Annotated in this window: 11 protein-coding genes; 2 read left to right on the forward strand and 9 right to left on the reverse strand. The window is 62.4% G+C overall.

What is annotated here, in order from left to right; translation table 11 throughout:
• Nucleotides 1-17: 17 nt before the first annotated feature.
• The 7 genes from tkt to EL335_RS09950 form a co-directional block, all read right to left on the reverse strand.
• Nucleotides 18-2,033: a transketolase gene (gene tkt / locus EL335_RS09920; RefSeq protein WP_126446492.1), complete on the reverse strand. Its 2,016-nt coding sequence runs from the start codon at nt 2,031-2,033 to the stop codon at nt 18-20.
• Between the two features lie 68 nt (nt 2,034-2,101).
• Nucleotides 2,102-2,980, reverse strand: a complete 879-nt coding sequence (locus EL335_RS09925) for a phosphoribulokinase (protein WP_126446494.1) — start codon at nt 2,978-2,980, stop codon at nt 2,102-2,104.
• Nucleotides 2,981-3,009: 29 nt separating this feature from the next.
• Nucleotides 3,010-4,047, reverse strand: a complete 1,038-nt coding sequence (locus EL335_RS09930; protein ID WP_126446496.1) for a class 1 fructose-bisphosphatase — start codon at nt 4,045-4,047, stop codon at nt 3,010-3,012.
• Nucleotides 4,048-4,345: 298 nt separating this feature from the next.
• Complete coding sequence (locus tag EL335_RS09935; RefSeq protein ID WP_348541415.1) at nt 4,346-6,631, reverse strand: nitric oxide reductase activation protein NorD; 2,286 nt, start codon at nt 6,629-6,631, stop codon at nt 4,346-4,348.
• 7 nt (nt 6,632-6,638) lie between these two features.
• Nucleotides 6,639-7,442, reverse strand: coding sequence for a CbbQ/NirQ/NorQ/GpvN family protein (locus EL335_RS09940; RefSeq protein WP_126446498.1), 804 nt, complete (start codon nt 7,440-7,442; stop codon nt 6,639-6,641).
• Between the two features lie 77 nt (nt 7,443-7,519).
• A complete protein-coding gene (locus EL335_RS09945) occupies nt 7,520-8,905 on the reverse strand; it encodes a ribulose-bisphosphate carboxylase (protein WP_126446500.1) in 1,386 nt (461 codons plus the stop codon).
• Nucleotides 8,906-9,010: 105 nt separating this feature from the next.
• The gene (locus EL335_RS09950) at nt 9,011-9,805 is read right to left on the reverse strand and encodes an HAD family hydrolase (protein ID WP_284155326.1); all 795 of its coding nucleotides are present in this window, start codon (nt 9,803-9,805) and stop codon (nt 9,011-9,013) included.
• Nucleotides 9,806-9,907: 102 nt separating this feature from the next.
• Here EL335_RS09950 and EL335_RS09955 point away from each other — a divergent pair, with 102 nt between their 5' ends.
• Nucleotides 9,908-10,828, forward strand: a complete 921-nt coding sequence (locus tag EL335_RS09955; RefSeq protein WP_126446502.1) for a LysR family transcriptional regulator — start codon at nt 9,908-9,910, stop codon at nt 10,826-10,828.
• Between the two features lie 24 nt (nt 10,829-10,852).
• Here the strand turns inward: EL335_RS09955 and EL335_RS09960 are convergent, their stop codons facing one another.
• Together EL335_RS09960 and EL335_RS09965 are read right to left on the reverse strand one after the other, a co-directional pair.
• A complete protein-coding gene (locus tag EL335_RS09960; RefSeq protein ID WP_126446504.1) occupies nt 10,853-11,341 on the reverse strand; it encodes a hypothetical protein in 489 nt (162 codons plus the stop codon).
• Nucleotides 11,338-11,895, reverse strand: a complete 558-nt coding sequence (locus EL335_RS09965) for a thioredoxin family protein (protein WP_126446506.1) — start codon at nt 11,893-11,895, stop codon at nt 11,338-11,340. Before EL335_RS09965 ends, EL335_RS09960 begins: the two co-directional genes overlap by 4 nt.
• A 31-nt stretch (nt 11,896-11,926) precedes the next feature.
• On the opposite strand from EL335_RS09965, the gene EL335_RS09970 reads away from it, so the two are divergent.
• On the forward strand, nt 11,927-12,658 hold the full coding sequence (locus EL335_RS09970) for a 16S rRNA (uracil(1498)-N(3))-methyltransferase (RefSeq protein ID WP_126446508.1): 732 nt from the start codon (nt 11,927-11,929) through the stop codon (nt 12,656-12,658).
• Nucleotides 12,659-12,668 lie beyond the last annotated feature (10 nt).

Consider the following 12,668-nt stretch of genomic DNA (forward strand, 5'->3'; position numbering starts at 1 on the left):
TTGTTGATCAATGGGAATCAGATGAATTGCTCGACGGCCTTCACGACGTTTGCGACGGTGAAACCGAACTCCTTGAACAACACACCCGCCGGCGCAGATTCGCCGAAACGGTCGATGCCGATCACGGCACCCTCGCCGCGGATGTATTTCCACCAGCCGTCGGTGACACCGGCCTCGACGACGATCTTCGGCAGGCCAGGGGGCAGCACGCTGTCCTTGTAGGCCTGATCCTGACGGTCGAACACGTTGGTCGAAGGCATCGATACGACATTGACGTGGATCTCCTGCTGCGCCAGCGCCTCCTGGGCTTTCAAGGCCAGATCGACTTCGGAGCCGGTGGCGATGATCACGGCCCGCACATTTCCATTGGCTGGCGAAAGGATGTAACCGCCCTTCTCGATCAGCGCGATGGTGGTGGCATCGCGCTTGATGAACGGCAGATTCTGACGCGACAGGCACAGCGCGGTGGGGCCGTTTTGCTTCTCGACGGCCTTTGTCCAGGCGACGATGGTCTCGACGGTATCGCACGGCCGCCAGACGTCCATGTTCGGGATCATACGCAGCGTAGCGATCTGCTCGATCGGTTGGTGCGTCGGGCCATCTTCGCCGAGACCGATCGAATCATGCGTAAATACGTAGATCACGCGCTGCTTCATCAGCGCCGACATGCGGATGGCGTTCCTCATGTATTCGGAGAACATCAGGAAGGTGCCGCCGAAGGGCAGGATGCCGCCATGCAGCGCCATGCCGTTCATGATGTGCGCCATGCCGAATTCGCGCACGCCATACGAGATGTAGTTGCCCGGCTGCTTCTGGAAGACGTGCTTGCAGCCGCTCCAATTGGTCAGGTTCGAGCCGGTCAGATCGGCCGAGCCGCCGACGAATTCGGGAAGATGCGGCGCCAGTGCATTGATCGCGATCTGGCTTGCCTTGCGCGTCGCGACGGTCTCGGCCTTGGCGTTGATCGCCTCGATGGCTTGCCGCGCGATCTCGGGCCAGTTGGCGGGCAGCTCGCCGGCCATGCGGCGCTTGAATTCGGCAGCCTCTGCCGGATAGGCCTTCGCGTAGTGCTCGAACCTGCGATTCCAATCTTCCTCGAGCGCCGCCCCTTTCTTGCGCGCATCCCAGGCCTCATAGACTTCCTGCGGGATCTCGAATGGTGGGAAGTTCCAGCCGATGTGCGGACGGACGGCAGCGATTTCGGCCTCGCCCAGCGGCGCGCCATGCACGTCGTGGGTGCCGGCCTTGTTCGGGCTGCCCGCGCCGATGATCGTCTTGCACTGGATGAAGGTCGGCCGGTCGGTGACGCTCTTCGCTTCCTCGATGGCCTTGTGGATCGCCTCCGGGTCATGACCATTGACGTTCGGGATCACGTGCCAGCCATAAGCTTCGAAGCGCTTGCAAGTGTCGTCAGTGAACCAGCCTTCGACGTGACCGTCGATCGAGATCCCATTGTCGTCCCAGAAGGCGGTCAGTTTGCCCAGCCCCCAGGTACCGGCAAGCGAACAGGCTTCGTGCGAAATCCCCTCCATCAGGCAGCCGTCGCCGAGGAACACCCAAGTGCGGTGATCGACGATCTCGTGGCCCGGACGGTTGAACTCGGCGGCAAGCAGTTTTTCTGCCATCGCCATACCGACGGCGTTGGTGATGCCCTGGCCGAGGGGGCCGGTGGTGGTCTCGACGCCCGGGGTATAGCCGTATTCCGGGTGACCCGGCGTCTTGCTATGCAGCTGGCGGAACTGCTTGATGTCCTCGATCGTCAGATCGTAGCCGGTCAGATGCAACAGCGCATAGAGCAGCATCGAGCCGTGGCCATTGGAGAGCACGAAGCGATCGCGGTTCGGCCACTTCGGGTTGGCCGGATTGTGTTTCAGATGGTGATTCCACAGCACCTCGGCGATCTCGGCCATGCCCATCGGCGCGCCGGGATGGCCTGACTTGGCCTTTTCGACGGCGTCCATCGCAAGGGCACGAATCGCGCTGGTGAGGTTGTTGAAGACAGGGGGTTCGAAATCGCTGAAGGTTGCAGACATGTGGTTTCCTCCCGGGCAAACGTGCAATTATGCGCGATTCCCGTCGTTCGTGGTTTGCGTGTTCCGGTTCAGATCGCCATCGCGCGACGCTTGTTTTCCATCAGGCGCAGGATCATCGGCGTGAAGATCAGCTGCATCGCCAGCTCCATTTTGCCGCCCGGCACGACGATGACGTTCGGCCGCGACATGAAGGAGTCGTGGATCATCGACAGCAGATACGGGAAGTCGATGCCCTTCGGGTTGGCGAAGCGGATCACGACGAAGCTCTCGTCCGGCGTCGGAATGTCCTGGGCGATGAACGGGTTCGAGGTATCGACCGTCGGCACGCGCTGGAAGTTCACGTGGGTGCGCGAGAACTGCGGCGTGATGTAGTTCACGTAGTCGGGCATGCGGCGCAAGATCGTGTCGACCACCGCCTCGGTCGAATAGCCGCGGGCGCCTTTGTCGCGGATCAACTTCTGGATCCATTCGAGGTTGATGATCGGCACCACGCCGACCAAGAGGTCGGCATGCTGGGCGACATTCACCTTGTCGGTGACCACGGCGCCATGCAAGCCTTCATAGAACAACAGGTCGGAGGGCGGCAGATCCTGCCAGGGCGTGAAGGTGCCCGGCTCCTGTCCCCAGGGCGCGGCTTCCTCGTGGTTGTGCAGGTAGTAACGGCGCTTGCCGGTACCGGTTTCGCCATACTGCTTGAACAGCGCTTCGAGCAGCTCGAGCTCGTTGGCATCGGGGCCGAAATGGCTGAAGTGGTTGTTGCCCTCCGCCGCCGCCTTGGCAGCAGCCTCCTTCATGGCCTTGCGGTCGTATTTGTGGAAGGAATCACCCTCGATGATCGCAGCGGTGATCTTTTCACGGCGAAAAACATGCTGGAAGGATTTCGTCACCGTGGACGTGCCTGCGCCGGACGAGCCGGTGATGGCGATGATGGGGTGCTTGACCGACATGTGCGTCTCCTGGAGAAATGAAACGAATCCTAGCGGAACAGGCTGCGCGTCGAGAACAGCGGCATATCGTAGCTGTCCACGTCCTTGCCTTCGATGTATTCCTGATGATAGCGGTGGATGCGCTCGACCTCTTCCTTCGAACCGAAGATGAACGGTGCGCGCTGATGCAGCTCTTTCGGCTTGATTTCGAGAATCGGATTGCGGCCAGTGATTGCCGCGCCGCCCGCTTGTTCGATGATGAAGGCGATCGGGCTGGTCTCATAGATCAGACCCAGACGACCGCCCTGCTCGCGGGTGCGCTCGTCGTGCGGATAGAGGAACACGCCGCCGCGCATCAGGATACGGTAAGCCTCGGCGACCAAGGAGGCGACCCAGCGCATGCCGAAATCCTTGCCGCGGGGCCCATCCTTGCCCTGCATGCACTCATGCACGTAACGCCGCACCGGCGGCTCCCAGTATTTCTCGTTCGACGCGTTGATCGCAAACGTCGAGGCCTGGGCAGGAATCCTGATCTGCGGATGGGTGAGGATGTACTCGCCGATCTCGCGGTCGAGCGTGAAGCCATCCACACCATGGCCGGTGGTGAGGATCAGGCGCGTCGACGCGCCATATTGGACGATGCCGGCGGCAAGCAGCTCCTTGCCCGGCTGCAGGAAATCTTCTTCTTTCGGTTTGCGCTTCGGATCGGGTGCCCGCAGGATCGAAAAGATCGTGCCGGTCTGAAAATTGATGTCGAGATTGCCCGAGCCGTTCAGGGGATCGAAGGCCAACAGGTACTTGCCGCGCGGCTGGGCCTGGACGATGCCATCGATATCCTCGGAAGCCATCGCGGCGAGATGCCCGGTCGCCATCGCCGCCTGGAGCATCACGTCGTTGGCGAGCGCCTCGAGTTTCTGGTTCAGTTCCTTGCCGGCGGCGATCAGCGCGCCCTTGCTGACGACATTGGCGATGACCTTGCTCGCCGTCGCGATATCGGTGATCAGACCGGTGAAATCCCCGGTCGCGCCGGGAATCTTCCGCTGATACTCGTTCATGAACTGGGACAGCGTGACGCGCCCTGCTTCCATGTTCCCCTCCTAATCGTTGGCCGCCAGTGAAAAACGATTTATTTTAAGTATCTGCAGGCCGCATTTCTCAGCTCCAAGAAAAATCCCCGCCCCCGCCAAAAGGAGGGGGCGGGGCAAAACTGGCTAAACGCCAGAGGGAGTGGAGAAACGGTTTGCCGACGGCCTGCTGTTCGAACCCGACTCGAGCAGGGCTGCCGTGCAGATGAGCGGACTCTAAAGAACGTCACCCATAAGGACAAGTCACTTTTTCTTATGGTGTGAATAAGACGATTGCCGCTGCAGCGCAGCATTCCAGCGCTCATCGCGTCAAAGCGAGATAGAGCATCGGCAGCTGCTCCGGCAGGCGTTCGATCCGGTCGAGCACCCGCCAGCGATGGCCGAAGATTTCGCGCACGTAGTCGTCGGCCTTGGCATCGAGTGATAGGCAGAAAGGGATCACGCCTTGCGCATCGAGCTCTTCGACGGCTTTCTTCGCATCCGCTTTCAGATGTTCGGCATCGGTGACATCGATGTCGGCCGGCTCACCGTCGGTGAGCAAGAGCAGGATACGGCGATCGGCCTTGCGGGCGGAAAGATAATGGCCGGCATGCCTGAGCGCCGCGCCCATACGGGTGGAAAAGCGCGCCTGCATCGCAGCGATGCGCCCTTTCACCGTGTCGTTCCAACGCTCCGCAAAACCCTTGAGGTGCAGATAGCGCACCTCGTGGCGCGTATTCGAATGAAACCCGGCGATCGCCAGCGGGTCGCCCAAGCGGTCGATCGCCCAGGCCAGCAGCGCGACCGCCTCTTGGCCGAGCTCGAGGATCGTCTGTGCCGTCCCACCAGCGCCGACTTTATGGTTCAACGACTCGGACAGATCGACCAGCAATAGCACGGCGATGTCGCGGCCATCGGTGCGGTGGCTCATGTTGATGCGCGGATCGGGCTGGCTGCCGGCCTTGAAGTCGATCAAGGAGCGGATCGCCACGTCGAGATCGAGCTCGCTGCCCTCCTCCTGATAGCGGATACGCACCTTGTCCTGCGGCTTGAGCATATCCAGCAAGCGTTTGAGATGCTTGGCGAGCGCGGCATGTTTGGCGAGCAAGCGGTCGATGTCCGCCGGATTGCCCGACGGATGCAACGTTTCATAGACACTCACCCAGTCGGGGCGGTAGGTCTTCGAGCTGTAATCCCACTCGTGATAGTGGCGCGGCGGCAGGCCGAGGATTTCGGACTCCTTCGCCAGCCGCTTGTCGGAATCGTCGAAGAACTCCTCGTCGTCGGAATCCTCGATGTAGCGCCACAGATGCCGGTTGTCGTCGCGGTAATCGACCTCGGTGTCTTCGAAACGCACCTTGGGCAGCTGATCGCTCTGGCGGCGCGTCTTTGCGACGTAGGCCAGCGCCAGCTCGGCCACCGCGGCCGTACTCGATGCGCCCTTTGCCAGCAGCGCATGAAAGCGCGCCACCGTCTCCTGGATCGCCGCATCGCGATAGCCGTGGTCGGGATCGAGACAGGCGCGCGAGAGCATCGCCAGCCGATGGCGCAGGCAAGAGGTGGTTTCTGGATCGCAGGCATCTTCGATCGGCTTTGGATGCAGCGCCAGAAAAATGCGCGCCAGGCCCGGATATTCGCGCATCAGCAAGCAATCGATGCGTGCATCTTCGAGGAACTCGACGGCCAGCCGCTGGAACGGGCTCCAGTTGTCGGCGATCTGGGCCTGGCTCCAACGGCGGTGGCCGACCATGTGAGCCAGCGTCGCCCGATAGCGGTCGATGCCGGCCACGCCCCGGGCGTCGTCATAGACGTCGGGAACGCGCAAACCCAGCTTGTCGTAATAGGGCTGCGGCTTGCGCAGCTCATCGAAGGCGGTCGAATAGGGAACCAGATGGTCGGCATCGCGCCACAAGCCGCGCAAGTAGAGATCGAGCTGGCGTTCGACGTCGGCGAACAGAGTGCCGTGGCGCTCGCGCTGCAAGACCGCCTTGCTATCGGCCAGCCGCAGCGCGAAATAGTCCACCTGCCGTTCCGGATGGTGGCTGTAGTTGCGGATGCCGTATTCGACCCAGTTCTTGAGCCCTTTCAGGCTCAGTAGATCGAGCAGCCTAGGCGCCTGTTCGAAGAAATGCGGCAGCCCCGGGCTTGGGAAGGTTGCGTGGCGACCGTGGATAGAGCCGGTGGTACGCATCATCAGATCGCGCGCGATGGCGAGATAAGCTTCGAGCTGTTGCTGCGATTGCAGCCGCCGCGCCACGGCAGCGAGAGTCTGCAGGAAGCCGGCGATCGCCTTGCCGTTGGGGGATTTCTGCATCGCCCGCACGAAGTCCATCACGGCGGGCAAGGCCGTCATACCGACTGCGCGCACGACCGACGGCCATTCCTCGAGGAAGATCAGCATCGGTTCCGGGCCGCGGCCGAGCTTGCCGAGGTATCGCGCCGCATCGAGATAGGCATCGAAGTCGGAGCGCTCGATGACGAGCAGGGCCTCCGCCATCATTTCCTCGAATACCTCGGCGACTTGCGGAAAGCGCGTATCGAGCCGCGCCCAGTATTCCCGCATCAGCGGGTGCTGGTAGTCGGAGAGCGCCGGATCGGCGGGCGACACAGCCACCTCAAACGAACGTGGCGTCGATGGCGTGGTCGAGCGTGGCGCGGATGTCGGCGTCGTCGGTGATCGGCCGCACCAGCGCCATGCGACAGGCATCCACCTCCGGCACGCCGCGGCGGATCAAGGTCGCGGCATAGACCAACAGGCGCGTCGAGATGCCCTCATCCAGACCATGTCCTTTGAGATTGCGTCCGACCTGACCGATCTTCACCAACTTCGCCGCCGTGCCCTCGGCCAGGCCGGTTTCCTTGGCGATGATCGCCGTTTCGAGCTCGGGCGGCGGGTAGTCGAAATCGAAGGCGGTAAAGCGTTGCTTGGTCGATTGCTTCAAGTCCTTCATCAACGACTGGTAGCCGGGGTTGTAGGAGATCACCAGCTGGAAATCGGGATGCGCCTCGACGAGTTCGCCCTTCTTGTCCAGCGGCAGCACGCGGCGATGGTCGGTGAGCGGGTGGATGACGACCGTGGTGTCCTGGCGCGCTTCGACGATCTCATCGAGATAACAGATCGCGCCGATGCGTGCCGCGACGGTCAAAGGGCCATCCAGCCAGCGCGTGCCATTGGCATCCAAAAGCCAGCGGCCGACCAGGTCGGAAGCCGTCATGTCCTCGTTGCAGGCCACCGTGATCAAGGGCTTGCCGAGCTTCCAGGCCATGTATTCGACGAAGCGGCTCTTGCCGCAGCCGGTGGGACCCTTGACCATCACCGGTAGACGCGCGGCATAGGCCGCCGTGAAGAGCTCGACCTCCCTGCCCTGCGGCTGGTAGAAGGGTTCCTGCTTGACGAGGTATTGCGTCTTGTCGATCATCCCGTTATCCGATCAGAAAAGTCAGGAATAGCCAGCGAAAAATCCCCGCCGCAGCGGGGATCGTGCCCGAAATCGACTTACTTGTGGATGCCGAGCTTTTCGCGCCAGCCCGGATAGAGCTTGTCGGCATCGTGCGGGAAGGATTCGAAGGCGCGGGCGAATTCCTTGTGTTCCTTCGCCCATTCGATCGGATCGGCCTTGGCCTTCCAGCACTCGTAGGCCTGGCGCAGGCTCTTGGCGCCGGCGGCCGGGGAATCGATGTGACCGTAGGAGCCGCCGCCAGCGGTGTTGATGACGTTGCCGTGGCCGAGGTTCTCGAAGAAGCCGGGAAGCCTCAGCGCGTTCATGCCGCCGGAGATGATCGGCGTGGTCGGCTTCATGCCATACCATTTCTGGTAGTAGGCCGGCCCCTGGAACTCGTCACGCTCGATGATGTAGGCGATCGCACGGTCATCCTTGTCTCCCTCCATCTTGCCGTAACCCATCGTGCCGACGTGGATGCCGGAGGCGCCTTGCAGGCGGGCCATCTTGGCCAGCACATAGGCGGTGTAACCACGCTTGCTCTGCGGCGAGGTGACCGCGCCGTGACCGGCACGGTGGTAGTGCAGATACTGGTTCGGGAACCAACGGCGGGCCGTCGTGATCATGCCGGGGCCGCCGACGTAACCATCGACCAGGAAGGCGACCTTGTCGGCATCGGGGCCGAAGGTTTCGAGGATGTATTCGCCTCGGGCGATCATTTCGTCGTGATCGTCGGCGGTGATGTTGGCGGAGAAGATTTTCGCCTCGCCGGTCTCGTCCATCGCGCGCTTCATCGCGTCATAGACGAGCGGGATGACCTTCTTCATCGGGCAGAACACCTGATTGCCCTGCGGTTCGTCGTTCTTGATGAAGTCGCCGCCGAGCCAGAATTGATAGGCCGCCTGGGCGAAGGGCTCGGGCCGCAGGCCGAGCTTGGGCTTGATGATCGTGCCGGCGATGTAGCCGCCATCCTTGATCGGGCGGCCGAGGATGCGCCACAGGTCGGAAATGTCCTTGGCCGGGCCGTCGAATAGCTCGATGGCGCGCTTGGGCATGTAGAAGTCATACATCTTCGCGTATTCGATGTCGCCCATGCCCTGGTTGTTGCCGATGGTCAGCGTCAGGAACGAGACCATCATCATGCGACCGTCGGTGACGTTGCGGTCGAACAGATCGAGCGGATAAGCGATGCGCATCTCTTCGGTGGCTTCATCGATGTGATAGACCAGCGCATCGACACCCTTGGTGAAATCGTCGGTGGTGCACACCTCGACGTTGGTGCCGGTAGAGGATTCGGCGGCGAAGTGCGCGGCGGCCTCGAGATAACCGTAGCCGGCCTTCGGCTTCATCTTGTAGGCGCAGAGAATGTGTTTGCCGCCCTTGATCAGGTCTTCTTCCTTGAGCGAGAGATCGGCGTAGCGGCTGGATTGATCGAGTGCCATCGTGGGTTTCCTCCGTAAGTGGTGGTGTGTCGTTTTCAGTGAAACAATGCAAGCATCTTAAGCAAATGGTTCATAAATAACAGTCACGTGTTTTTATCGTGACCATCATCGATTTCTGATGATCTCCTCGTGCCAGAGGCGTAGCAGCTCGACATCGACGAAAGTCTTGCCATGCATGTCGCCACGTCGTACCTCGCAAGGTTTGTCGGGTTCGCCCAGGTCGGAGAGTACTGCGAAAGCGCCCGTGAAATCGTGATCGAGCGTGTATTCGCTCTCGGTCACCAGGGTCGGCAAACCGGCCGCGAGGCTCGCTCTCAAGCCGTTGGCGGAATCCTCGAAAGCGATGCAGGCAGAAGGTGGGAGATGCAGTTTGTCGAGGACCCAGAGATAGATGTCGGGCGCCGGCTTTTTCTTCGGCACCACGTCGCCGGCGCCGATCACCTCGAACCAGGACTCGGCCTCTGGCGCGAGACTTGCCTTGAGCAGACTCGTGACATTCGCGGGCGTCGTCGTCGTGGCGATCGCCAGCCGTAACCCCGCCAATCGCGCTTCGCGCATCAAGCGCGCGACGCCGGGCTGCAATGGGATGCCTCCCTTGGCGACGAGGTCGAGATAGTGTTTCGTCTTCGCGGCATGCAAGGCGCGGATCGCCTCATCGGCATCCGGCCGGCGCAAGAACTCCGGAGCGTATTTTTCGCAGAAGTAGCGGATGCGTTCCTTGCCGCCGGTCACTTGAAGGAGCTCACCGTAGAGCGCGGCATCCCAGCGCCAGGGCAGACCGACCGCCTCGAACGCGGCATTGAAAGCCAGACGATGACCGTCGCGCTCGGTATCGGCCAGCGTGCCATCGACGTCGAAGATCAGGGCTTGCAGTGCTTCCATGCCGGGGAAGATAGCCATCCACAATCATAAGTGACAGTCAAGTTTTCTTATTCCAATGATAAGATCGCAGGCATAGAATCGGCGCTGGCGAGACGGCACCGGCAGCCAGGAGTGGATGAAATGAAACATGTCACCTTGCGCCAGCTCAGAGTCTTCGAATCCGTCGCGCGTCATCTGTCGTTCTCACGCGCGGCGGAAGAACTGCATCTGACTCAACCGGCCGTGTCGATGCAGGTCAAGCAGCTCGAAGAGCTGGCAGGACTGCCGCTCACCGAGATGATCGGCAAGAAGGTCTATCTCACCCAGGCGGGGGAAGAAGTCGCGCGTCATGCCCGGCGCATCGCCCAACAATTGCGTGAGGCCGAAGAAGCGCTCGATGCCTTGAAAGGCGTCAAGGGCGGCCGTCTGTCGATCGGCGTCGTCAGCACGGCGAAGTATTTCGCACCGCGCCTCTTGGCCGAGTTCCGCCGTCGTCATGACGGCATCATGCTGGATCTGCGCGTCGGCAATCGCGAGACGGTGGTGCATCAACTCGCCGACAACGAGATCGATCTGGCGATCATGGGTCAGCCGCCACGGGAATTCGCCACCGTCTCGGCCGCCTTCGCCGATCATCCGCTCGTCATCGTCGCCGCACCCGATCATCCGCTCGCCGCGCGCAAGCGCATCACGGCCGCGGAACTCGCCGAGGAAACCTTTCTGATCCGCGAGCCCGGCTCCGGCACCCGCGCGACGATGGAACGCTTCTTTGCCGATGCCGGCATCGCACCGCGCCAGCTCCTTGAACTCGCCGGCAACAACGAAACGATCAAACAGGCCGTGATGGCCGGCCTGGGACTAGCCTTCATCTCTGGGCACAGCGTCGCGCTCGAATGCGAGGTCGGCCGGCTGGTCCAGCTGCCGGTCGCCGGCACGCCGGTGATGCGCCGCTGGTTCGTCGTGCAGCGCGCCGAGAAGGAGCTGCTCCCGCTCGCCGCAGCCTTCCGCGCCTTCCTGCTCGACGAGGCGCCGGCGCTGATGGGCGGAAAAACCGCGCACTGAGAATCAGCGCTGGATAGAGGGCACCTATTTTCTTGGCGGCGCCTTCCACAGCGTGACGGTCACGCCGAGCTTGCCGACGAAAGCCTTGGCATACAGTCCGTCGAGACGCAGCCGCGGCCCACCTTCGGGCAATGCGGACAGGACGATGTCGGTCAGTTGCGCATCGGTAAGCCGCGTCGCACCCTCGGCATGCCAGAGCTTGATGTGGCCGCAGGCATCGCGGTCGACGAGCAGTGCCCGGTCTTTCGCTGCGGCCGGCAGCCGGATCAGCACGCCTTCCGGTAGCTCATAGGCGCGCGCCGGGCCGAACTCGGTCGAACGCTCCGGCCCGCCTTCCGGCGTCGCGCTCGCCATCAGCTCGAGGGCCGTGTCGTCGTCGAGCTTGCTCTCGCCTTCGCCGTGCCAAACGACGAAACCTTGCGCCCCTTGCTGTACCAGCAGCACGTTGTCCTCGGCAAGCGCCGGCAAGATGCCAAAGCACAGCGCCAGCGCGGCGAGCAGGATGCGCTTCATTCGGCTTTCCACTTGATCGAACAACCGATGCTCGGAATCTGCTCGCGCGGGCCCTGCCCGGTCTGGGCGATCTGCTTCATCGCCTCGAACAGGTCGCGGCGCACGCCTTCCGGTGCGGTCTCCTTGCGCGACTCGTCGAGCCGGCCGCGATATTGCAGCTCGAGCTGGGCATTGAAACCGAAGAAGTCGGGCGTGCATACCGCGCCGTAGGCGCGGGCGACCGCCTGTGTCTCGTCGAGCACATAGGGGAAGGGAAACTGCTTCTCGCGGGCGATCTTTACCATGTTGTCCCAGGAATCCTCGGGATAGTCGGTCGGATCGTTGGACATGATCGCGATCGAGCCGATGCCGTATTGCTTGAGTTCTTTGGTGTCGCGGACGATGCGGTCGATCACCGCCTTGACATACGGGCAGTGGTTGCAGATGAACATCACCAACAAGCCGTTTTGCCCGCGCACGGCATCGAGGTTGTAGCGCTTGCCATCGACGCCGGGCAGGTCGAAATCGACCGCCTTCCAGCCAAAATCGCAGACAGGGGTGGGGGTGCTGACCATAATGCCTCCATCGTTATGAAATAATGAGCCAATGATACCGCGCTTCCACTGCCCCCCTCCGCTGGCCCCCGGGGCGCTCGTCGAGCTGCCCGAGACGGTTTGCCATCATGCCCTGCGCGTGCTGCGCATGAGAAACGGTGATCGTCTCATCCTCTTCGACGGCAATGGCGGCGAGTGGCAGGCGACGCTCAAAGTCGGCGCTGGCGGCACGGCACAAGCGCTGTTGGGTGAATTCGACCCGATCGAGCGCGAATCCCCTTTACAGGTCACGCTTGCCCAGGCGCTGCCCGCCGGCGACAAGATGGACTGGATCGTCGAAAAATGCGTCGAGCTGGGGGTGGCGGCGATCCAGCCGCTCGCCGCGAAGCGCAGCGTGATGAGGCTTTCTCTGGAACGCATGGCACGCCGCGTGCAACACTGGAATGCGATCGCCGCCGCGGCCTGCGAACAATGTGGCCGCAACCGTGTCCCGATCGTCGCGCCGGTGCTTGACCTGCATCAATATCTGGCGACGGCGCAGGCGCAGAATGCCTGCCGTCTGCTGCTCGCGCCACAAGGCGAGGACACGCTCCGCTCGCTAGCGAGGCCCACGGCGCCGATCGTGGTGATGGTCGGGCCCGAAGGCGGCTGGGACGACGGGGAGATCATCGCCGCGCAGGCGGCGGGTTTCGCCCGGGTGCGCCTTGGCCCGCGCGTGCTGCGCACCGAGACCGCCGGCGCGGCGCTGTTGGCGGCGCTGCAGGCGCTGTGGGGAGACTTTTGAACCCAGATTG

Source organism: Sulfuricystis multivorans (genome assembly GCF_003966565.1).
GTDB classification, from domain to species: domain Bacteria; phylum Pseudomonadota; class Gammaproteobacteria; order Burkholderiales; family Rhodocyclaceae; genus Sulfuricystis; species Sulfuricystis multivorans.

Excerpts from the sequence above, each read along its gene's own strand:
- EL335_RS09965 (WP_126446506.1), bottom strand. The coding sequence starts at position 11,895 with ATGGTCAGCACCCCCACCCCTGTCTGCGATTTTGGCTGGAAGGCGGTC.
- tkt (WP_126446492.1), bottom strand. The coding sequence starts at position 2,033 with ATGTCTGCAACCTTCAGCGATTTCGAACCCCCTGTCTTCAACAACCTC.
- EL335_RS09970 (WP_126446508.1), top strand. The coding sequence starts at position 11,927 with ATGATACCGCGCTTCCACTGCCCCCCTCCGCTGGCCCCCGGGGCGCTC.
- EL335_RS09960 (WP_126446504.1), bottom strand. The coding sequence starts at position 11,341 with ATGAAGCGCATCCTGCTCGCCGCGCTGGCGCTGTGCTTTGGCATCTTG.
- EL335_RS09945 (WP_126446500.1), bottom strand. The coding sequence starts at position 8,905 with ATGGCACTCGATCAATCCAGCCGCTACGCCGATCTCTCGCTCAAGGAA.
- EL335_RS09950 (WP_284155326.1), bottom strand. The coding sequence starts at position 9,805 with ATGGCTATCTTCCCCGGCATGGAAGCACTGCAAGCCCTGATCTTCGAC.
- EL335_RS09930 (WP_126446496.1), bottom strand. The coding sequence starts at position 4,047 with ATGGAAGCAGGGCGCGTCACGCTGTCCCAGTTCATGAACGAGTATCAG.
- EL335_RS09940 (WP_126446498.1), bottom strand. The coding sequence starts at position 7,442 with ATGATCGACAAGACGCAATACCTCGTCAAGCAGGAACCCTTCTACCAG.
- EL335_RS09955 (WP_126446502.1), top strand. The coding sequence starts at position 9,908 with ATGAAACATGTCACCTTGCGCCAGCTCAGAGTCTTCGAATCCGTCGCG.
- EL335_RS09925 (WP_126446494.1), bottom strand. The coding sequence starts at position 2,980 with ATGTCGGTCAAGCACCCCATCATCGCCATCACCGGCTCGTCCGGCGCA.